General features: G+C 66.3%; 19 protein-coding genes. 4 read left to right on the plus strand and 15 right to left on the minus strand.

All coding sequences use genetic code 11. From position 1 onward, the window contains the following. The first annotated feature begins 16 nt into the window (after positions 1-16). Complete coding sequence (locus tag ACLJPD_RS07245; RefSeq protein ID WP_410870964.1) at positions 17-1,261, plus strand: saccharopine dehydrogenase family protein; 1,245 nt, start codon at positions 17-19, stop codon at positions 1,259-1,261. Continuing rightward, positions 1,258-1,890 (plus strand): methyltransferase domain-containing protein, encoded by a 633-nt coding sequence (locus ACLJPD_RS07250; protein ID WP_410870965.1) that lies wholly within the window; start codon positions 1,258-1,260, stop codon positions 1,888-1,890. The genes ACLJPD_RS07245 and ACLJPD_RS07250 overlap by 4 nt, the downstream gene beginning before the upstream one ends. Here ACLJPD_RS07250 and ACLJPD_RS07255 read toward each other — a convergent pair. The 6 genes from ACLJPD_RS07255 to ACLJPD_RS07280 all read right to left on the minus strand — a co-directional run bounded on the left by ACLJPD_RS07255 (position 1,877) and on the right by ACLJPD_RS07280 (position 7,935). After that, on the minus strand, positions 1,877-2,443 hold the full coding sequence (locus tag ACLJPD_RS07255; protein WP_410870966.1) for a vitamin K epoxide reductase family protein: 567 nt from the start codon (positions 2,441-2,443) through the stop codon (positions 1,877-1,879). The two genes, ACLJPD_RS07250 and ACLJPD_RS07255, sit on opposite strands and share 14 nt — an antisense overlap. Then, complete coding sequence (locus tag ACLJPD_RS07260) at positions 2,440-3,201, minus strand: DsbA family protein (RefSeq protein ID WP_410870967.1); 762 nt, start codon at positions 3,199-3,201, stop codon at positions 2,440-2,442. The genes ACLJPD_RS07255 and ACLJPD_RS07260 overlap by 4 nt, the downstream gene beginning before the upstream one ends. Positions 3,202-3,284: 83 nt before the next feature. Further along, complete coding sequence (locus ACLJPD_RS07265; protein ID WP_410870968.1) at positions 3,285-4,130, minus strand: PPK2 family polyphosphate kinase; 846 nt, start codon at positions 4,128-4,130, stop codon at positions 3,285-3,287. 15 nt (positions 4,131-4,145) lie between these two features. Continuing rightward, a complete protein-coding gene (locus tag ACLJPD_RS07270; RefSeq protein ID WP_410870969.1) occupies positions 4,146-5,603 on the minus strand; it encodes an alanine/glycine:cation symporter family protein in 1,458 nt (485 codons plus the stop codon). Positions 5,604-5,651: 48 nt separating this feature from the next. Next, positions 5,652-6,833 (minus strand): AI-2E family transporter, encoded by a 1,182-nt coding sequence (locus tag ACLJPD_RS07275; RefSeq protein ID WP_410870971.1) that lies wholly within the window; start codon positions 6,831-6,833, stop codon positions 5,652-5,654. Positions 6,834-6,882: 49 nt separating this feature from the next. Continuing rightward, positions 6,883-7,935, minus strand: a complete 1,053-nt coding sequence (locus tag ACLJPD_RS07280) for an NAD(P)-dependent alcohol dehydrogenase (RefSeq protein WP_410870972.1) — start codon at positions 7,933-7,935, stop codon at positions 6,883-6,885. Positions 7,936-8,112: 177 nt separating this feature from the next. Here ACLJPD_RS07280 and ACLJPD_RS07285 point away from each other — a divergent pair, with 177 nt between their 5' ends. Next, positions 8,113-9,183 (plus strand): S1C family serine protease, encoded by a 1,071-nt coding sequence (locus ACLJPD_RS07285; RefSeq protein ID WP_410870974.1) that lies wholly within the window; start codon positions 8,113-8,115, stop codon positions 9,181-9,183. 18 nt (positions 9,184-9,201) lie between these two features. Here ACLJPD_RS07285 and ACLJPD_RS07290 read toward each other — a convergent pair whose 3' ends face one another. Beyond that, a complete protein-coding gene (locus ACLJPD_RS07290) occupies positions 9,202-10,485 on the minus strand; it encodes a phthiocerol/phthiodiolone dimycocerosyl transferase family protein (RefSeq protein ID WP_410870976.1) in 1,284 nt (427 codons plus the stop codon). Positions 10,486-10,573: 88 nt separating this feature from the next. On the opposite strand from ACLJPD_RS07290, the gene ACLJPD_RS07295 reads away from it, so the two are divergent. After that, a complete protein-coding gene (locus ACLJPD_RS07295; RefSeq protein ID WP_410870977.1) occupies positions 10,574-11,116 on the plus strand; it encodes a TetR/AcrR family transcriptional regulator in 543 nt (180 codons plus the stop codon). A gap of 47 nt (positions 11,117-11,163) precedes the next feature. On the opposite strand, the gene ACLJPD_RS07300 is transcribed toward ACLJPD_RS07295, so the two are convergent. The 8 genes from ACLJPD_RS07300 to metE form a co-directional block, all read right to left on the minus strand. Continuing rightward, positions 11,164-11,736, minus strand: coding sequence for a TetR/AcrR family transcriptional regulator (locus tag ACLJPD_RS07300; RefSeq protein WP_410870979.1), 573 nt, complete (start codon positions 11,734-11,736; stop codon positions 11,164-11,166). After that, positions 11,736-12,155, minus strand: coding sequence for a VOC family protein (locus tag ACLJPD_RS07305; RefSeq protein WP_410870981.1), 420 nt, complete (start codon positions 12,153-12,155; stop codon positions 11,736-11,738). Before ACLJPD_RS07305 ends, ACLJPD_RS07300 begins: the two co-directional genes overlap by 1 nt. Positions 12,156-12,186: 31 nt before the next feature. Then, positions 12,187-15,285 carry an ATP-binding protein gene (locus ACLJPD_RS07310; protein WP_410870983.1) on the minus strand — a complete coding sequence of 1,033 codons (3,099 nt, stop codon included), beginning with the start codon at positions 15,283-15,285 and terminating at the stop codon, positions 12,187-12,189. Beyond that, positions 15,282-15,875 carry a hypothetical protein gene (locus ACLJPD_RS07315; RefSeq protein WP_410870985.1) on the minus strand — a complete coding sequence of 198 codons (594 nt, stop codon included), beginning with the start codon at positions 15,873-15,875 and terminating at the stop codon, positions 15,282-15,284. Before ACLJPD_RS07315 ends, ACLJPD_RS07310 begins: the two co-directional genes overlap by 4 nt. 28 nt (positions 15,876-15,903) lie before the next feature. Then, a complete protein-coding gene (locus ACLJPD_RS07320) occupies positions 15,904-16,956 on the minus strand; it encodes a hypothetical protein (RefSeq protein WP_410870987.1) in 1,053 nt (350 codons plus the stop codon). Between the two features lie 6 nt (positions 16,957-16,962). Continuing rightward, the gene (locus ACLJPD_RS07325) at positions 16,963-17,463 is read right to left on the minus strand and encodes a DUF4365 domain-containing protein (protein ID WP_410870989.1); all 501 of its coding nucleotides are present in this window, start codon (positions 17,461-17,463) and stop codon (positions 16,963-16,965) included. Between the two features lie 186 nt (positions 17,464-17,649). After that, entirely contained in the window at positions 17,650-18,078 is a 429-nt protein-coding gene (locus ACLJPD_RS07330; RefSeq protein WP_410870991.1) for a VOC family protein, read from the minus strand. 112 nt (positions 18,079-18,190) lie between these two features. Beyond that, a complete protein-coding gene (gene metE, locus ACLJPD_RS07335) occupies positions 18,191-20,518 on the minus strand; it encodes a 5-methyltetrahydropteroyltriglutamate--homocysteine S-methyltransferase (protein ID WP_410870992.1) in 2,328 nt (775 codons plus the stop codon). Positions 20,519-20,586: the final 68 nt, after the last annotated feature.

The following is a 20,586-nucleotide window of genomic DNA, read 5'->3' on the forward strand; positions in this document are numbered from 1 at the left end:
TCGCGAAAGGCGCGTCATGCCGCAGCACCGTGAGTTCGACCTGATCCTGTTCGGCGCAACGGGTTTCGTCGGCAAACTCACCGCCGAATACCTGCTCACCGCGGCCCCGGCCGATGCCAAGATCGCCCTGGCCGGTCGCTCTGCGAGCAAGCTCGCCGCCACCCGCGACGAATTGGGCCCGGCCGCCGCGCAGTGGGAACTCGTCGTCGCCGATTCCAGCGATCCCGCATCGCTGGCGGCGATGGCCGAGCGCACCAAGGTCGTGGTCACCACCGTCGGCCCGTACCTGCGCTACGGCCTGCCGCTGCTGGGCGCGTGCGCCGCGGCGGGCACCCACTACGCCGACCTCACCGGCGAGCCGCTGTTCATCCACGACGCCATCGAGCGCTACGAGCAGACCGCGGTCGACTCGGGCGCCAAGATCGTGAATTCCTGTGGCTACGACTCGATTCCGTCGGATCTGAGCGTGTACGAGATCTACCGCGCCACCCTCGCCGACGACACCGGCGAACTCGAGGACACCACCCTGGTCGCCTATCTCAAGGGCGGCATGAGCGGCGGCACCATCGATTCCGGACGCGCCATGATGGAGGACGTCGCCGCCGATTCCGCGCGCGGCAAGATCCTGGCCCACCCGTATTCGCTGAGCCCGGACCGCAGCATGGAACCCGACGTGGGCCGCCAGTCCGATCAGGCGCTGGCCCGCGCCGACAGCATCGACGCGAGCCTGAGCGGCTGGGTCACCACGTTCGTGATGGCCTCGCACAACACCAAGGTCGTGCGCCGCACCAACGGCCTGCTCGGCTGGGCCTACGGCAAGCAGTTCCGCTACCGCGAGGTGATGAACGCGGGAGCCTCGGCCGCCGCGCCGCTGGTCGCCGCGGGTATCGCGGGCGGCATCGTGGCAGGCATGGCCTCGGGAGCGGTCCTTTCGAGGGTGTCGCTCGGCCGCAAGCTGCTCGACCGGATCCTGCCCAAGCCCGGCACCGGCCCCGACGAGAAGGCCCGCCGCAGTGGGTGGTTCACCATGAAGACCTTCGCGCGCACCAGTTCCGGCGCCAAATACCAGGCCACCTTCTCCGGCACCGGCGATCCCGGCTACCAGGCCACCGCCGTGCTGCTCGGCCAGAGCGGGCTGAGCCTGGCCTTCGACACCCTGCCCGAGCGCGCGGGCGTGCTCACGCCCGCTTCCGCGATGGGTGAGGCGCTCACCGAGCGGCTGCGCGAGACCGGCATGACCATCGAGGTAGCACGCCGGTGAATCTCGCCCGCAGGACGATGAACGCCCCAGCGCTGGCGGCGGTGTACGAGCACGCGTGGCGACCCACGCTGTTCTACCTCGCCAGCGGCCGCACCACCGGCACCGACCGCCGCGACGCGGTCGACAAGCTGCGCCTGAGCGGCCCCATGAAGGTCCTCGATCTGGCCTGCGGCCCAGGCAATTTCACCCGTTACCTCAGCGAGTACCTGACCAAGGGCGGCTTCGTCACCGGCCTGGACTACTCGGCGCCGATGCTGGCCAAGGCCGCCACCGACAACGCCAGCCCCCGCGTCGGCTACGTCCGAGGCGACGCCCGCATCCTGCCCTTCGCCGACGGCACCTTCGACGCCGTCTGCTGTTTCGGCGCGCTCTATCTGATCCCCGACCCGCTGGTCGCCACCCGCGAGATGATCCGCGTCCTCGCCCCTGGTGGCCGCATCGCGATCAGCACCAGCTATGCCGAGGACAACCTCTTCGGCTCGGCGAGCAGCCTGGCCGCGAGCCTGAGCGGGCTGCGCCTGTTCGACCGCGACACGTTCCCGAAGCTGTTCGCCAGGGCGGGCCTGACCGAAATCGACCAGCGCGTCCACCGTTTCATGCAATACGTGGACGCCACTAAACCAAGCTGAGCCAGTAGTCCTGGAACTTCAGGAACACCAGCAGCAGCACCACCGCGTAGAACACCACGACCAGGGTCCAACGCCATTCGGCGAGGATCCCCAGCACGCCCCGCGAGCGGCCCCACAGTTCCTGGGTGGTGACCGCGAACAGCACCGGCACCGCCACCCACACCACCATGCAGTACGGGCACAGCGCGTTGATCCGGTACAGGCTCTGGAAGATCAGCCAGCACAGCCCGGCGATGCCGAGCACGGTGCCGATCCACAGCCCACCCCAGATCCAGCGCGGGAACCCGACACCGACCACCGACAGCACGGCGAGGGTCACCACCACCGAGAACCCGACGACGCCGATCAGCGGGTTGGGGAAACCGAAGACCGCGGCCTGGTCGGTCTTCATGATCGACCCGCACGACAGCACCGAGTTGATGCTGCACGAGGTGACGTAGTCCGGGTCGACGAACAGCTTGAACCGTTCGACGGTGAGCGTGCACGACGCCAGCCAGCCCGCCAGCCCGGCGATCAGCAGCAGCCAGGCCGAGCGGGCGGGGGCGGTGATCACTTGGCCGCGTCAGCGATCACGGCGGCCAGGCCGTTCTCGGTGAAGATCGCGTCGGACTTGTTCAGCTGGCCGTTGATGAACACCGACGGCGTCGACTCCACGCCACTGCGCAGCGTGGTCTGGGTGACCTGCTGGATGTAGTCGTTGTACGGCTTGTCGTTGATGCAGGTCGCCACGGCGGGATCGGTGTACCCGACTTCGGTGGCGATCTCGATGAGCTCGTCGTTGCTCAGACCGGCGCCGCCCTCGGCGGGCTGCTTGTCGAACATCGTCTGCAACCAGGACTGGTACTTGGTCGTATCCGACTTCGCCACGCAGAACGATGCGTTGGCCGCGCGCGAGGAGTACTGGTTGGTGGAGGCCTTGTCGAGGAACGAGATGATCTGGTACTCGACCGAGGCGGTGCCGTCGGCGGCGGCCTTGGCCAGCACTTCCCCGTTGGCGGCCTCGAACTGCTTGCAGGCCGGGCACTGCAGGTCGGCGACCACGCGCACCTTGACCTTGGCATCGGGGTTGCCGATCACGACCGTGCCGGTCTCGGTGACCGCCCCGCCCGTCGCGGGCAACTGCGCCGCCGAGCTGGTCCCCGACTCGGTGTCGGAATCGGACTGGTTCACCGCGATGCCGATGCCGATGGCCGCGACCAGCGCGACCAGCACCGCCGCGACGCCGACCTGGATCGCGATCTTGCGCTTCTTGTCGGCCGCCTCGGCCGCTGCCAGCGGATTCCTGCCCGAGGGCCTCTTGCCCGTGCTCACCGTCGTCACACGCCTTTCGCTCGTTTGCTCCCCACCTGGGACATCATGCGGGCCGAACCTGAGAGTTTCCGCAAAGCTCGTCGTCAGGACTCGTCGAGTCGACGCAACTGCTCGGCGATATCGAAGTCGGCGGGCGGCCAGTCGAGTTCCAGCTGGGCCAGTGCGGTGATCAGCAACTCGGTGACCGCGAGGCGCGCGTACCACTTGTGGTCCGACGGCAGCACGTACCAGGGCGCGTAATCGGTATCGGTCCGATCGAGAACGGCCTGGTAGGCCTTCTGATATTCGGGCCAGTAGGCGCGTTCGGTGATGTCGGAGGGGTTGAACTTCCAGTATTTGTCCGGACGTTCCAGGCGTTCGCGCAGCCTGCGTTTCTGTTCGTCGAGGGAGACGAACATGGCCACCTTCACGATGATGGTGCCCGCGTCGGCGATCTCCTTCTCGAAGGCATTGATCTGGTCGTAGCGCTGCTCCCACTCCGCCTGCGGCACGAGATCGTGCACCCGCACGACCAGCACGTCCTCGTACTGGGAGCGGTCGAACACGCCGAGCTGGCCGTGCGCGGGCAGTTTGTTGCGGATGCGCCACAGGAAATCGTGCTGTTTCTCCAGCTCGGTCGGCACCCCGAAGGACGCGTGGTCGACACCCTGCGGGTCGACCGAACCGATGACGTGACGCACGATCCCGCCCTTACCCGCGGTGTCCATGCCCTGCAGGATCAGCAGCACACTGCGCTGCCCACCGGTGCGACCGTGCGCGAACAGCTTCTCCTGCAGAACCGACAGCACCGTCGCCCGTTCGGCGAGCAGTTGCTTACCGAGACGCTTGTCGCCGGCGAAGCCCGGCGTGCTCGATGGGTCGAGATCAGCGACGCGCAGACCGTCGGCGCGCAGCGCGATATCAGCCGGTTCGGTCCATTGTTTCGCCATTTCCCATGCCTACCACTAGTGGGTGGGTTTACCGGGCAAGCTCGACGCAATCGTTGCCTGCCAGCACTGCACGCCCGCCGGGTCGGCGATGTCGGCGCTGTGCACGTACACCGGGTCCTTGCCCGCGCTCTGCTGGGCACGGTAGTCGGCGAGCAGGCGGAAGGCGATGGCGCCGAGCGGGATGATCGCGGCCAGGTTGACCAGGGCCATCACGCCCATGAACACATCGGCCAGGTTCCAGATCAGGCTCACCGAGCCGAGCGCGCCACCGAAGACGGCCACCACCACCAGCATTCGAAAGACCGTGAGCGCCTGGGGACGAGTGGTGATGAATTCGATGTTGGAGCGGCCGTAGTAGAAATTGCCGATCATCGAGCTGAACGCGAGCATGAACACCACCGCTGTGAGCACGTGGCCCGACCAGGTGCCAAGTGATGTCTGCAGTGCGTTCTGGGTGAGGTCGGCGGTGCGGCGCTCGGACAGGTCGGGGTCGCTGGTCAGGATGATGAACGCGGTGATCGAGCAGATCAGCAGGGTGTCGAAGTAGACGCCGAGCGACTGCACGAGCCCCTGCTTCACCGGATGCGAGACATCCGCGGCCGCAGCGGCGTTCGGAGCCGAGCCGAGTCCGGCCTCGTTGGAGAACATGCCACGCCGGATCCCCTGCGTGATGGCGACGCCGATGCCACCGCCGACCACCTCGCGCAGCCCGAACGCCCCGCCGACGATATCGGCGAACACCCGCGGCAGATCGTCGATGTTCAACACGACCACCGCGATACCGAGCAACAGGTACACCAGGGCCATCACCGGGACGAGCACCTCGGTGATCCGGCTGATCCGGCGCACCCCACCGAAGATCACCAGCCCGAGCAGGACGACCAGACCGAGCCCGACCAGCGGGGCGTACCAGTCACCGTCGAGCTCCGACAGCGAGACCCGGCTGGTGGCCACGATGGTGTTGGCCTGCACGGCGTTGAACACGAACCCGAAGGTCACCGTGATGATCACCGCGAACGCCAACCCCTGCCAACGACGCCGCAGCCCGTGCTCCATGTAGTAGGCGGGGCCGCCACGAAAGGTCCCCGGCTCGCTCTCGCGCCGCTTGTAGAGCTGAGCGAGCGTGGATTCCACGAAGGCCGACGCGGCACCGATGGTGGCCATCGCCCACATCCAGAACACTGCCCCCGGCCCGCCGACACTGATCGCGGTCGCGACCCCCGCGATATTGCCGGTCCCCACCCGCGCCGCCGCGGAAATACTGAACGCCCCGAACGCCGATACCGACTTCTTCCCGTCGGACGCCGTCGGCCCCTTCTCCGTGACAACCCGGAACATCTCCGGCAACATCCGCACCTGCACCACGCCACTGCGCACGGTGAAGTACAGCCCGGCCACGAGCACCAGCGGAATCAGCAGCCAGTTCCAGAAAGCATCATTGACGTCGACGATCACCGAGTTCATGGTGTCCATCCGGCGAACGCTACCGCCGCCGCTCGCCGTGATCGGTCAGGCAGCGTCTCATGTTGCTGAGTCGGTGGATGCGGCTTCGGTCTTCTTCCGCCTACTTTTCCTCGGCGGTGGCGCGTCGGCTTCTTCGGTGACTTCGTAGCGACGCACATAGGCGCCCGCGAACCCCTGCAGCGTGGCGGTGACCGGGATCGCGAGCAGGGCGCCGGTCGGCCCGAGTAACGCGGCGCCCGCGATCACCGCCCCGAAGGCCACCGCCGGGTGCATATCCAGGGTGGTCGCGGTGATGCGCGGTTGCAGGACATAGTTCTCGAACTGCTGATAGGCGACGATGAACAGCAGAATCCACAGCGCCGTGATCGGATCGTGCACCAGCGCCACCAACACGGGGAGCGCACCGGCCATATAGGTACCGACAGTCGGAATGAACTGCGAGACAACGCCGACCCACAACGCCAGAGCGAACGCCGACGGCACATCGAATACCCGCAGCGCGACATAGTGCGCGATCGCCGAGCACAGGGCGAGCAGGGCCCGCGAATAGATGTAGCCGCCGGTCTTCTCGACCGCGATGTCCCAGGCCCGCAGCACATGTTTCTGCTTTCTGGGCGGCAGCAGCGAACACACCCAGGTGCGGAAACGCGGTCCGTCGGCGGCGAAGTAGAAGGTGAACAACAGCACCCCGAGCAGCTGGAACAGCGCGCCGATCGCGACAGTGCCGATGCCCCAGACGTTTCCGGCCAGACCGACCAGATACTTCTCGATCGTGGAACTCCACTCCGAGGCGTACTTGGTCAGATCGTCGCCCGAAATATCCTGGTGGAACGTCGAATTGACCCAGTTGACCAGGTCCTGGACATAGTCGGGAGCGTTCTTCACCAGCATGGTCACCTGGTTGACCAGCAACGCGCCCAGCGTCCACACGAACGCGACGATCAGCACCAGCACCAGCAGGAACACCGCGCCGGTGCCCGCACCGCGTCGAACACCGCGCGCCGCAAGCCAATTCACCGCGGGCTCGATCGCGAACGCCAGGAAGATCGACACCAACAGCACGGTCAACAGGCCCTGCATCTTGCCGAGCACCCAGAACGCCGCGATCAAGCCGGCTACCGCGACCACCACGTACAGCAGTGCGCGCGGCAGCCAGCGCGGCGGCGTTCGCACCGACCAGAAGACAGGCAGATCGGCGGACTGTGCGGCGGGTTCAGCGGATTCGTCCTCGGCAACCACAAATATCACGGTACCCAGGACGCGCACCCGCAGCCCGCCGCCGCGACGGTTACACCGTGGCGGTGTCGATCACGAATCGGTACTGGACATCGCTGGCGACCACCCGGTCGTAGGCGGAGTCGATCTCGTCGGCGGAGATCAGTTCGATCTCCGCGCCGATCCCGTGCGAGGCGCAGAAGTTCAGCATCTCCTGGGTCTGGGCGAGGCCACCGATCATCGAACCGGCCAGTGACCGGCGGAAACCGGCGAGATGGCGGCCGGTGACGCTCATCGGGTGCTCCGGCAGACCCAGGATGACGAGCGTGCCGTCGAGGGCGAGCAGGCGCAGGTAGTTGTCGATGGGCAGGTCGGCCGAGACGGTGTTGATGATCAGGTCGAACTGGCCGCGCAGCTGACGGAAAGTCTCCTTGTCGCTGGTCGCGTAGTAGTGATGGGCACCCATCCGCAGGCCGTCGTCGCGCTTGCGTAGCGACTGGCTGAGCACCGTGACCTCCGCGCCAAGCGCCGCCGCGATCTTCACACCGACGTGCCCGAGCCCGCCCATCCCGATGATCGCGACCTTCTTGCCCGGTCCCGCGTTCCAGTGCTTCAGCGGTGAATACAGCGTGATGCCCGCGCACAGCAGCGGCGCGGCGACATCGAGGCCGATCCCTTCGGGAATCGAGACCACGAAACTCTCGTCGACCACGATCTGGGTGGAGTAGCCGCCCATCGTGTACCCGCCGGGCTGCGCGGTTTCGGGCACCGGGGAGTTGTAGGTCCAGGTGGCGCCGCCGGTGCAGTACTGCTCCTCGCCCGCCAAACACGGCACGCACTTACCGCAGGAGTTCACCAGACAGCCGACGCCGACCCGGTCGCCCACCTGGTACTTGCGCACCGACGAGCCGACCGCGGCGACGATGCCAGCGATCTCGTGACCGGGCACGCACGGGTACTTCGCGCCACCCCACTCGTCGCGCGCGGTGTGGATGTCGGAATGGCAGATACCGGCGTATTTGATGTCGATCAGCACATCGTCGGGACCGACCTCGCGACGTTCGATGGTGACCTTCTCGAAGGCGCCGTCGGGGGATGGCTTGGCGTAGGCGGCAGCGGTGCTCATGGCTACATGCCTACAGCCGCATGCGTGCTTTTGCCAACTACGCGCATCGACGCCCGGTCGTGGACCGGATCGGACAGGTCGAGCCTGGGTCCTGGGGGACCGCGTCCATTTCGAGACCGGCGGACGCGGAAAACGGGTGACAATGGATTGGTCGGCTCGCGAGAGAGGACATGTGCTGTGAAGCGTGTCGGACGAGTGCTGGTGACGATGGTGGTGGCGTTGCTCGGGGTGTGCGCCCTGCTCGGGTATCGCGGGGAGTTCGCGCTGGTCGAGCCGGAATTCGTGGCGCAAGCACAGGCACCCGTCCTGGTGCCGCTCGATCCGGCGCTGGTCGCCGGGCAGCTGGAATCGGTGCTGGTCAATATCGATGTCGACGCCGCCGGTTTCGGCATCGGGGCGGCCGGGTCGGGGATCGTGCTCACGTCCGACGGGCAGATTCTGACCAGTCATCATGTGATCAAGGGGGCCGAGACGCTGCGGGTCACCGATATCGCCAACGGGCTCGTCTACGACGCCACCGTGCTCGGCTACGACTCCGGCGCCGACATCGCGCTGTTGTCGCTGGACGGCGCGACAGGACTGCCGACCGCACGCCTTGGCACGTCCGCTGACCTGCGGATCAGCCAGGATGTGCTGGCCATCGGCGATGCGGGCGGCGACGGCGGCGAGCCGACCTCGGTCGCCGGTCCGATCACCGATCTGGACGCGACGATCGTCGCCATGAACTCCGCCGACCTCACCCGCAAGGCACTGAACGGCATGGTGGAGATCGCCGCGCCGGTGATGGGCGGGCAGTCCGGTGGTGCGCTGGCCGACGCGTCGGGGGCGGTCGTCGGGGTGATCACGGCGGCATCGGGCGAGAACTCCCGCGCCGAGGGCAGAGCACCCAACGGGTACGCGGTGCCGATCGACACCGCCATGCGGATCGTGGCCCAGATCCGTTCGGGGACGCCGACCGACACCGTCCACATCGGCCCGACCGCCACCCTCGGCGTGCAGGTCATCGATGCCAGACCGGCAGGCGCCCAGGTGAGCTGGGCCTTCTACGGCCAACCCGCCCGCGAGGCAGGCATCACCATCGGGGATGTGATCACCGCGATCGACGGCGTCTCGATCACCACCGCCAAAGCACTGAGCGCAGCGATCAACACCCGCGAACCCGCCGACCCCATCCGACTCGACATCACTTCCCCGAACGGCGCCACCCGAACCATCGACGTAGTACTGGCCAGGGGAACCCCCAACTAGCACACCGACGCAGAACAGTCATTCGAGCGTTTGCAGCAGTTCGACAAGGGTGAGGCGGAGTTTTTCCATCTGGGGTCGGCGGTAGAGGGCTGTGTCGTATTCGAGTTGGAGGGTGAGGCGGCCCGCGCGGGTGAAGGCGGTGATCTTCGGGGGCATCGCGGGGCCCATGGCGTAGATGTCGTCGCGGACGAAGGCGATGTGGTCGGGGGTCGGATGGGGTTGTAAGCGGCCGATATTGGAGATGGCGATGGCGGGGGGTGCGCCGAGGAGGGCGGCGGTGAATTCGTCGGTCGCCAGTTGGGCGGCGAGAGGGAAGATCACGGCTTCGCGGCGGTTCATGGCGGTGCGCAGGCCGGTTTCGACCAGCTGGGCAAGCTCGAGCTGGCTGGTTTCGCCGGTCGCGTTGACCAGTGTGCCCGCGCCTGAGGCGAAGTTGGCGAGCGTGTCGGCGGGCACCGGCGGATCGAATTCGCCGCGGACGTCGACCGCGTACCCACAGAACATCGGCACGACGCCCGACTCCGGAAACCGGGTGCGCAGGGCGGCCAGCGCCGTACCGGTGACCACGCTGTTCACCGAAAGACCATGGGAGCGCGCCACTGTCACGAGTTCGGCGGTCTCCTCGGCGGTCAGTTCGATGCGCTGCATCGCGAATCGGCCGAGCGGATCGGTGTCGACACCGTCGCGGGGCAGTGTTCGTGGCGCGTCCTCGGGGCGCATCGTCGCCGCGCCCGCCCTGACCTCGGCCAGCCATGCCTGGGCCTCCGCGGCCGAAACCACTTCGGCCAGCAGAGTATCCATCGCCGCAGGCAAACTCTGGTCCGAATCCGGCTCCGGCACAGCGACACCCGTCGCGTGCGCGGTGTAATGGCGCCACATCTGGCCCAGCAACGCGAATCCCGATCTGCCATCGGAGATTCCGTGATGGACGACCAGCACGACCTGCTGCCGCAATCCCGCATGCAGCAGGTACGCGCGAAACAGCCCGTCACTCCAGTCCCGTGGCCCGTTGACCAGCGCCAGATATTCGGCTTCCCCACCTTCGATGATGTCGAGCCGAGGCCGGAACTCGTCGTCGCGGACGAAATATCCCACGCCGTCTTCGGTCACCACTCGACTGCGCAGCAGCGGATGCGCGGCGGCGAGTTCGTCGAGCACCGTCCGCAGGATCGCGGGGTCGAGCGCGCCGTGCACGGTGGTGCCGAGGAACAGGGGCATCCCGCCGGTCGGCACGCTGCCGATGGTCGTGCCGATGCCGAAGAAGCTGGATTCGAAAGGGGAGATGCGTCGCCGAGAGGTCATGCTCGAAACATACATCCGTTTCATACATATGTCACTGACGTTTGTTTGAAACGGCTGTCACAAACGGATGTATTGCTATCGTGCACAGGTGGGAACGCGCGAAGATCTCCTGGAAGCCGCCAAGCAGTGCCTGGCCGAACGCGGCTACGCCCGCACCACCGTGCGCGATATCGTCGCCGCCTCCGGCACCAACCTCGCGGCCATCAACTACCACTTCGGCACCCGCGACAAGCTGCTGCAACAGGCGATGCTCGAATCCAGCGCGTCCGCGGTGACCCAGATCCTCGACGCCCTACCCGCCGACGATCCGGCCGACCCCACCGCTCGCCTCGAAGCGTTCTGGCACAGCCTGATCACCTCGTTCGTCGACAACGCACCGCTGTGGCACGCCAATGCCGAATGCCTCAACCAGGCACTGCACTCCCCCGAATTGCGCACCGAGCTCGCCGACGCGCAGGGACGAGCCCGCCGCGGCCTGACCGACGCCTTCGGCGACGGCGACACCAATGTCGGCGCCATCCTGCAAACGATGATCGGCGGCCTACTCCTGCAATGGCTGATCGACCCAGCCAACGCCCCCACCGCCGCCGAACTCACCGCAGGCGCCCAAGCCATGATCCGGCGACCGTAGCGGCAACCAACCGCCCCGGTCGGCAGCCAACTCCCGACCGCCTTCGGCTACCGAGCCGGGCGCACCAGCCCCAGGACAGCGTTGACCGAGGCATCGACGAGTGCGTCGTCCAATGGCAGATGGCCGAAGAGTGCGCGGAAGTAGATCGGCGCGGCCACCGTGTCCAGGACGAAGTCGAGATCTATCCCCGGATCCACTTCGCCGCGTGTCATCGCCGCACGCAGGGCGTTCGCGGTGGTTTCCCTACGTGGCTCGAAGACCGTGGACAGGAAGTGTGCGCGCAGCTCGGGGTCGTTCGCCAGGTCTGCCACCAGCGCGGGCAGCACCCGATCGAGTGGGGTGTCGCGCAGCGCGGCGACGAGGTCGCACAGCGCCGCGGTGAGATCCGCGCGCAGATCGCCGGTGTCGGCCGTCGGCCGAACACCGAGCAGATCGGCGACCACCGCGACGACCAGGTGCCGTTTGGACGGCCAGCGCCGGTAGATCGCCGGGCGATGGATGCCCGACTTGGTCGCCACCGCACCGATCGACAGTTCGGCGTAGCCGTTGTCGTCGAGCACCTGCCGGGTCGCGGCCAGCACCGCGACGTCGATCCGGTCCTCGCGCGCACGTCCCGGCATCAGAACACCGGCCGCGGCACGAGCATGACGAGCCACCCATCCGGATCGGGAAATGCCATGCCGCCGTTGGCCGCCCAGTACGGATTCTCCACGGCCACCGGTTCCACACCGAACTCACCGAGCCGCTCCACCACGTCGAACATCGGCGCAGCACCGTCGAAATAGAGCACCAGCAGGTTCTCAGCACTGGGCGCCGCACCCGGACTCCCGTCGACATGGCTGGTGAATTCGAGGTGATAATCCGCGCCGGGCAGCCCGACCATCACCCCGTCGTATCCGGCGTGGTCCTCGAACCGGTACAGCTCCCGCAGCCCGAGCCCGTCGACGTAGAAGCGCACCACCTCGTCGAGCCGATCCGTCGGCCGCGCGATCCGAACCTGCGCTACACGGAGGGAATCCGGCCAAGTCTTCACGTTCATTCCATAACAGTACAGTACGTACCGTAATATATTAATCCTGCCCGCGCCGCGCACGTTCGAGTACTTCGGCCTCTGTGGGCGGACTGGCCGGATGGTGGCTCAAGCACAGCGGGGTGGCGAGTTTGCGGAACGCCCGCCCTTCGGTAGCGCCGTAGAACTGGCCGGTCTTCAAACGGCCGATGTCGTCGACATTTCCACCCCACGTGGCGGCGATGCTCTTGGCTGCCTGGATCTGGACCGCCGTCCCCAGCTTGCCGAAGAACTGGATCGCCGTGTTGCCGACCACCCTGTTGTCCAACCCTTTCGGCGCCTGCGTGGCATAGGCGATTCCCAGTCCGTACTTTCGTGCCTGCGCCGCGAGCATCAGCGTGCTTTCCGTAGCCGGAGTGCTCTTGCCCGACGGCGCGAGCATTTGGGCCTCGTCGAGCACGAGTAGCGCACCCAGCGGCTGGTCGCCCGCAGGATTTGTCTTGAAGTAGGTGAACAAGGCCACCTGTAGCTGACTGACGAAGGTGGCACGCTGGTCAGGATCAGGCAGCCCGACGCAACTGACCACCGAAACTCGCGCCTTCTTACCGGGCGCGGGCGTCAGCAATGCGCCGGGATCCAGGGGTTCACCATCGCCACCGAACAGCGGGTCGTTGATCATGGAAACTGTGAGCCCGTCCGACATCTCGGCCGCGATCCGGGCTGCGTTACGCACGCGACTCACGCCGTCGGGCAGGTCGGCGAGCAGGGCGATCAGCCCTGGCAATTTAGTCTCCCCCGACCGAGCGAAATGAGTGAGCGCCTCCAACAGGACCGCGCGCGCCTGCGCGGCCTTCGTCCGTGCGATACCGGAACGCGCGAGCAGATCACTCGCGGCCACTTCCACAGCGGTCCGCAGTTCATCCGGGTCGTCGAGCACCGCGCCGAAATCCGGAAGCGGATTCAGGATGAGGGGTCGGCCGACTTGGCGGCGTGGGGTCCACACCACCACATCGGTCTCGGCCAGGTACCGCTCGGCCTTCTCGGCATCGCCCGGCTGCCACGCCGACGGAACCTCCTGCCACGCATCGCCGAGCCTGGACAAATCATTGTTGACATCGAGGACGATCACCGAAACTCCGTGCAGCGCAACTTCTTCCACCAGTCGCCGGAGCAGCACGGTCTTGCCGGAGCCGCTGCTGGCAAACAAGACGAGATGCTTCCGCAGCAATTCCAGCGGAATTACGAATTCGCTCTGGTCGGCAAGCCCACGACCGAGTGTGACCGTCGGTCCAGCGGCTTCGACCACAGCGAGAGTTGCTGGTCCGATCTCGGAGTGACTGCCGCTGTCGGTCTCGTCCGAAGCTGGGTGCGCAGGGACCGATTCGGGAAGATCACTGAACACCCGGCGAAATAATTGAGTCTTTCCAGCAGGTGCGCGCTCCACCAGCCAACCGTCGAAACCCGGCGTCGCCTCGGCCAGCATCTGCTGCAACGCGGTGAAGGTTCGGAGATCATCCTGCGAGATGGGCAACGTGCTGCCCTCCGCCGTCGCCAGATCAGTCAGCATCGCAGCGGTTTTAGGACCCTTCGAGAACGGGATATTGCGCAGGATGGTCAGGTGGCGGTTGCCCTCGGACTCTTCGATGCCGGATTCGATAACCGCAGAACGCATCCGGGACTGCACAGCCAGATGATGGGTGTGCCCGATCGCCCGGAAACTCCAGTGTTCTTGCTCTTCGACGATCGGGTCGACCGTGCGAAGCAGGCGTGCGTGCAGTGCCCGCCCCGTGGCGGTCGCCGGGTCGATGCTCAGGTCGTCGCGATCACGTTGCTCGAGTACGAAGCACTGGAGGGCGGCCTTGAGCAGGGCGGCCATGACCTCGTCCTCGTTGGCCGGGTCCAGCGGCATCGTGGAATCCGCCGCCTCGCGCAATGTCGCGAATCGGCTGTCGAACCCACGCAGATCCACTTGCGGCACCGGCACATGCGCCTCAGCACCACTGCCGATATCGGCGAAGTCGCCGAGTTCGCGGATCTCTCCTCGATCCAGGCAGTTGCGCACGTGCTCGGCGACGAGTTGCAGCAATCTGCGCGGGGTGTAGCTGGTCACCTCGGCGGCCTCGAAGGCGCGAGCAGCGATCGGCCAGGTCGGGTACGGCGGCGTGAAGTCGACCTCGTCGTACTGGACCGCCAGATGACCCGCGACAACGGCTGCCGCCACCGGGGCGCCGGGTAGCGCAGTGGCCAAGAATCGCTCGGTGAATCGGTCCGTGGATGAGGCCAGCCCCTGCGTCTTCAGGTAGTCCCAGGTGGTGGGGATACACGCGGCGATGATTATCGTGCGCACCGTCTCTTCGCGCAGCTTCATCAAGCTGTCCGCAAGGTTCGCCGCCTTCGCCCCGCCCCGGTTCGCCGAATCCGCCATCACGGCGTCGATCTGGTCGAGCGCGATCACCACCGGACCCGCCGCGCCGAACAATCGGATCAGATCCTGAAAGATCAACTGCGCATTGTGGTTTCCATTGCGAAAGCCCCACTCCTTGGCGACCTCGGAGTCCAGGGGGTCGCGCAGAATGAGATAGCTGTCGCCCACGTCGCGCAAGGGTCCGCCGGCGCGGAACAGCACCAGTGCCCGCAGCGTGTCTTGGCATTGATAAGCCAGCTGTGGTTCCGGACCAGCCAGGTCGGTCAGAAACTGATCGATGTCTGTCGGCTTCGGCCGCATCGGCCCGGCGATTCGCGCGGTGCGTTCGCTGTCGTATCCAGCCCGTCCGGCGAGGAAAACCAACAATCTGCGCAGCTGCCCACCGTCGGCGTCGATCAACCGGTTCATCACCCCGTGGACGGCCCCGTCCCAAAACGATTTTCCATCGATCAGCTTCGGCATGAAGAAGAAGCCGCCCACCGCCGGGTCCTGGACGTGCTGCCTGATCCAGCCGAGCAAATGGGTCTTCCCGACGCCGGGATCGCCGTTGAGAATGAACCCGGTCGGCGACATCTCGGGCCGATCCTTCGCGAGACCGATCGCCCTGGCGATCTCCGCCGACGCCGCGCGATGCAGCTCCTCGACGTGGTAGCTCTGCGGCCGCCAAATCGAATCCGGGCCGAGTGCGGTGCTGAACTGCACCCGCGCGAGCGCGCGATATTCCAACTCGTTCACCGCACCGCCTCGACGGTCAGCAGATGACGAGGGGTACCGCCCAGCACGATCGCCGCCGCGTGATCGGCATCGGTCAATGTCTTGCGGTCGGCTTCCGCCCGTACGTGCACGCCGTCGCGATCGGCGAGCCGCGTCATCGCGTCCGAGAAGTCGGCGGGCGGGATGTGCGCCAACCTGTTACGCAGGTCGGAGAGTCGGACCTGATTTGGTTTGCCCTTGGTGAGCTCGGCGTACTTCCGGATGATCTGGCCCGCCACATCGGGCTCGAAGATATCGGTGAGTATTTGTCCTGAGGTCTCGAGATGCCGGTGCAGCCCGGCCATCACCGCGTACAGCGCCCCGCCATAGGACCCGGATTTCTCCGGGCGCGGGCGCGCGAGCTCCTCGGTGCACCACTCGGCCCCCTGCTCGGTGAGCTCGTGCACGAGTGCGCGACCAACCTTCGCGCTGTCGACCAGGCCCAGCTTGTTGAGCCGAAGTCGCGGTTTGCCATCGAGCGTCACCCCGGCCACCGCGAACAACTCCGCGTTGGTGAGTTCGCGTGCCTCTGCCAACAGCGTCAGCAGCACAGCAAGTTCTCGTGGACTCATCTGATCCGACAATGTTCGATCCGTTCTCTCACGATCCGTCGCCGTCGATGACGGTGAATCCGTTTTCGGAAATCTGTAGGTCACGTCTGCCGTCGAAGATTCCGGTGGCCCGCACCCTGCTTCGCGACCTGTGCGCCACCAGCGCTTTCACGTACTCCTCGGGCGTTCGAAGGAGCACCGTCACACGTCGTTGCCGCCCCGTACTGGTCGCGTCGACGAAGAGCACGCCACGCACAGTCGCCTTCGGTTCGCCGTCGTTGTCCACCCCGACCACCACCCCTTCGATCACCGCGGGCTGTTCGGCGCCGGGAAGCGATTCGGTGGGTAGTGGCGATGACGCGATGGTGCCCACGTCGAGCAACCGCGGCAGTCGAGCGATCTCGGCGCTGGAGAATTCGATGATGACACCTGGCCGTGGAACCTGGCGTGACCAGTGGAAACTCAACTCGAACCGCATCGGGTCGCGCTCTGCCGAACCGAGCGCGCTGAACATCTCGACGGTGTCGGACCACATCTCGGCGCCCATGCCGAACCCAAGACCGTCCGTGGCCTCCCGCATTGTCGCGGCGACGTCGAGCAACCGGACCGCCGCACGTCGACTGAGTCTCGAACCTGGCCCGGCGAGAACGAGATCGAACCCGAAGACATCCCGACGCGGCAGCAATGCCGTGCTGTTGAGCAGTTCGGAAACGGCGTGCTCACGCATGGTCGCGATCCTGATCTCACTGCCCGCCACCTGGTCCGCGCAAATGACGAGCAAGGACCGTAGTGCCGTCAACGCAGCTGTGCCCGCCTCGACCGAAACCTCGGTGGTGGCGTCGCCCGCACGATATCCGACGATGTCGACGCCGCCGGAGACAATGTCACGCACAACGATTTCCGTGGATCGTTGCTCGGAATCCGCGACACACCGCACCAGCGCCCGCATTCGTGCGGTGAAGTCGACGACCTCGCCGTCGGGCACCAGCACGTCGAACTCCCCGTGTGACCAGACCCGGCCATTGCGCCACCTCGTCTGGGGCGTCCACCCCTGTGCCTGCAGATACTCGATGACCTCATCTAGCCGGGGCGTCGCGACCATCGGGCGCTACCGCGGCGATCCGGCGACGAGTGTGGCGAGAGCCTCGACGTCGAGCACATTGCTGACCGGAATCGATACCGAGACCTTGCGTTTGGGATTGTCGACAGCGAATCGAGCCCGGTCACGCAGTGAGAGAAAGTATCCCGTGTGCCGAAGCATCAGGCCGCCGGTGACCGAGTCGGTGAACAGGTCAGCGACGGCAGGCACGTGAACGGCGAAAAGATAACGTGGAACGGCGAAGTCGATGCCGGCGAGCTGATTGAACTGGGTATGGCTGAGCCCGCCGAAGATCAGCTGTCCCTGCCGGTACTTCGGACGCGACACGGTCTTGATCTGCACTTCGATCTGCGGGGAGTGCCCGTACTTGGTCCGCCCCGGTTGCTTGATGGTCAGGTCGACCCCGTCGACATCGAGGTCATCGGTCGACCAGACAAGCCCGGCCGCGGAGGCGAGCACCCGAATGTAATCGTGCCCGAACTTCCCCTGATGGTGATGCGAATCGAGCACCGCGCCCCCTCCTGACCTGACGGTACCGTCGCGAACTGTAGTCGCTGCTGCCGAGATCCGCTGAGGTTCAGGCAATCTCATGTTTATCGCGTGCAATCTTGGGTAAAGGCAGACCGACGAGAAAGGCCCGACCTGCGCGCGCAGGGACGAGCCCGCTGCGGCCGGACAGCGCTGTGTCCACTGGGCTCAGGCGCTGAAGTCGGGAATGGTGATCGAACCGTCCGCGGCCAGGGGGAAACCCGGGTTGTGCGCGACCTCCCAGGGATAGCCGTCCGGATCGAGGAAGACGCCCGAGTGGAAGCCGAGGGGGTTGGTGGCCGCGGGTTTGGTGATCGTGGCGCCGGCTGTCTGTGCCACCGCCAGCAGTTCCTCGACCTCGGCGTCGGAGCGCACGTTGTGCGCCAGGGTGATCCCGCCGAAGCCGGTGCCGTCATCGGGCAGACCGGAGTCCGCGGCGAGTTTGTCCCGTCCCCACAACACCAGGCCCAGCCCGCCCGCCTGAAAGAAGACCGTCTCCTCGATCTCCTGGCCACACCAGCCGAGCGCTTCGTAGAAGGCGCAGGCTCGGGCCAGATCGGCGACACCAAGGGTGATCAGGCTGATTCGCTGTTCCATTCACCCACGGTAGGGCCCGACCGGGCCGAATACTGCGATCTCGGCCGTGTCGTCTCGCTGGCGATATACGAAACGGGCGCACCGATTTCGGTGCGCCCGTTCGACATTCAGATCATTCCGAGGCTGTAGCGGCCGCTGCTTCCGCGGCCAATGCCCGCCGGCGCACCCGTCGAGCCGCAGCGACCATGTTCCGCAGGGAAGGCTCCAACTGCCAGTAGTGGCGCGTCTTGAGGCCGCCGTCGGGATTGGCCCACAACCGTTGCGGTGTCACCGCATTCGCGGCCTGGGTGAGCAGCTCGTCGAACTCGTCGATGTCGGGAATACGGGCCGAGCGGCTCTCGTAGACGCCGGGGCCGACTCCGTGGGTGAGGCCGTGGCCGGAGGAGAGGTCCTCGGTGAGGGCTTCGATGACCCATTCGATCGAGCGGGTCGCCACGATCGCGGTGACGTCGGCGTCGAGCTGGTCGATCGCGTCGACCACCTCGGTGCGACCGGAATAGCCGATGTGGGTGTGGATCTGGGTGTCGGAGCGAACACCGGAGGTGGCCAGCTTGAACGCGCCGACCGCCCAGCGCAGGTACTCCTCGCGGCCGTGCGGGCGGGCGGGGAGCAGCTCGCGGATGGCGGGTTCGTCGACCTGGATGATCGCGATCCCGGCCTTCTCCAGGTCCACCACTTCGTCCCGAATGGCAAGTGCCACTTGGTCGGCCGTCTCGTAGAGCGGCTGATCCTGGCGGACGAACGAACGCGCGAGCATGGTGACCGGCCCGGTGACCATGCCCTTCACCGGCTTGTCGGTCAGCGACTGCGCGTAGGCGGTCCATTCCACCGACATCGGCGCGGGCCGTGCCACATCGCCGTACACGATCGGCGGTCGCACACAACGGGATCCGTACACCTGCACCCAGCCGAAACGGGTGGTGGCGAAACCGTCGAGCTGCTCGGCGAAGAACTGGATCATGTCGTTGCGCTCGTGCTCACCGTGCACGAACACGTCGAGGCCGATGTCTTCCTGGAGCCGGATCGTGGCTTCGATCTCGGCCTCGACCAGCTTGCGGTAGTCGTCGTCGGACAGTCGCCCGGAAGCCACCTCGTGCCGAGCCTGCCGGAGCTTGCCGCTCTGCGGGAACGAGCCCAAAGTAGTGGCGGGCACCAGCGGCAGGTTCAACCGCTCCTGCTGCGCCGCCGCGCGCACGTCGTAGGGCGCGCGTTCGCGCATTTCGGGCGTCACCGCGTACACCCGCTGGCGCACCGCGTGCTTCTGCTTGAAATGCACCTCGGTCGGCCGCTTACGCCAGTTCTCCGACGGGCCGTCGGTGAGCGCCTTGGCGAGTGAGACGACCTCGCCCACCTTCTGTTTCGCGAAGGCGAGCCGGTCGGCGACATTGCCTTCGATGTCGTACTCGGCGAGCACGTCATAGGGCACGTGCAGCAGGGTGGTGCCGGTCGACACCACCAGATCCGGGCACACCTCGGCGATCGCGTTCAGGTAGTTGAGCGTGACGACCCGGTCGGCCCGCCACACATTCTGGCCGCTGATGACACCCGCGTAGATCCGCTTGCGCTTGATCCCCGGGATCGCCGCCAGCTCTTCCGGCTGCATCCGGTAGGAGGCCAGATCGAGCCCGATCGCCTCGACATTGCTCGCGGCCAGAATCCGCAGCGCCTCACCGAAATCGCCGTACTGGCCGGTGACCAGGATGCGCGGCCGCAGCGGCGCCTTCGCCAGCTGGGTGTAGGCCTTCTCGAACGCGGCCAGCTCGGCAGGCGTGCGCTCACCGGTGAAGCACGGCTCGTCGAGCTGCACACAGGTCGACCCGCGCTTGGCGAGGATCTCGAACAGCTCCTCGTAGAAGGGCAGCAGCTGATCGAGCAGGCTCAACGTGTCGAACTCGGTCTCGCCCGGCACATGCCCGGCCTTCGACAGCAGCAGCAACGACACCGGGCCGAGCACCACCGGACGCAGCTCGATCCCGCGTGCGGCCGCCCGGTCCCACTCGTCGAGCAGGGCCTCGGGATGCAGCGAGAACGTGGTGTCGGCGTCGAGTTCGGGCTGACGGTAGTGGTAGTTGGTGCCGAAGAAGCGCACCAGCTCGAGCGGCGGGGTGTCCGGGTTGCCGCGCGCCATCAGGAAGTAGAAGTCGAGCGGGTCGAGCCCGTCGGAGAACTCCTTGAAACGCGAGGGCACCGCACCGAACAGCAGCGCGTTGTCGAGGATGTGATCGTAGAAGGAGAACGTGTTGCCCGGCACCTGCGTGAGTCCGGTCGCGGCCAGCTCGTTGAACTGACGCTCCTGGATATCGCGACCTACCGCGCGCAGTTCCTCGCGCTCCATCGATCCGCGCCAGTACGACTCGAGCGCACGCTTGAGCTCCCGGTGCGGACCGATCCTCGGGTATCCGAGAACGCTCGACCCGAATCCATCGGTGACGTTGACCATGACCGCCGATACTCCCTTTCGATCACACGCTGCGCTCGACATAACACCGGGTGCGCGAGCGCGTCCGG

This window comes from Nocardia sp. A7 (genome assembly GCF_046549215.1).
Lineage (GTDB): Bacteria > Actinomycetota > Actinomycetes > Mycobacteriales > Mycobacteriaceae > Nocardia.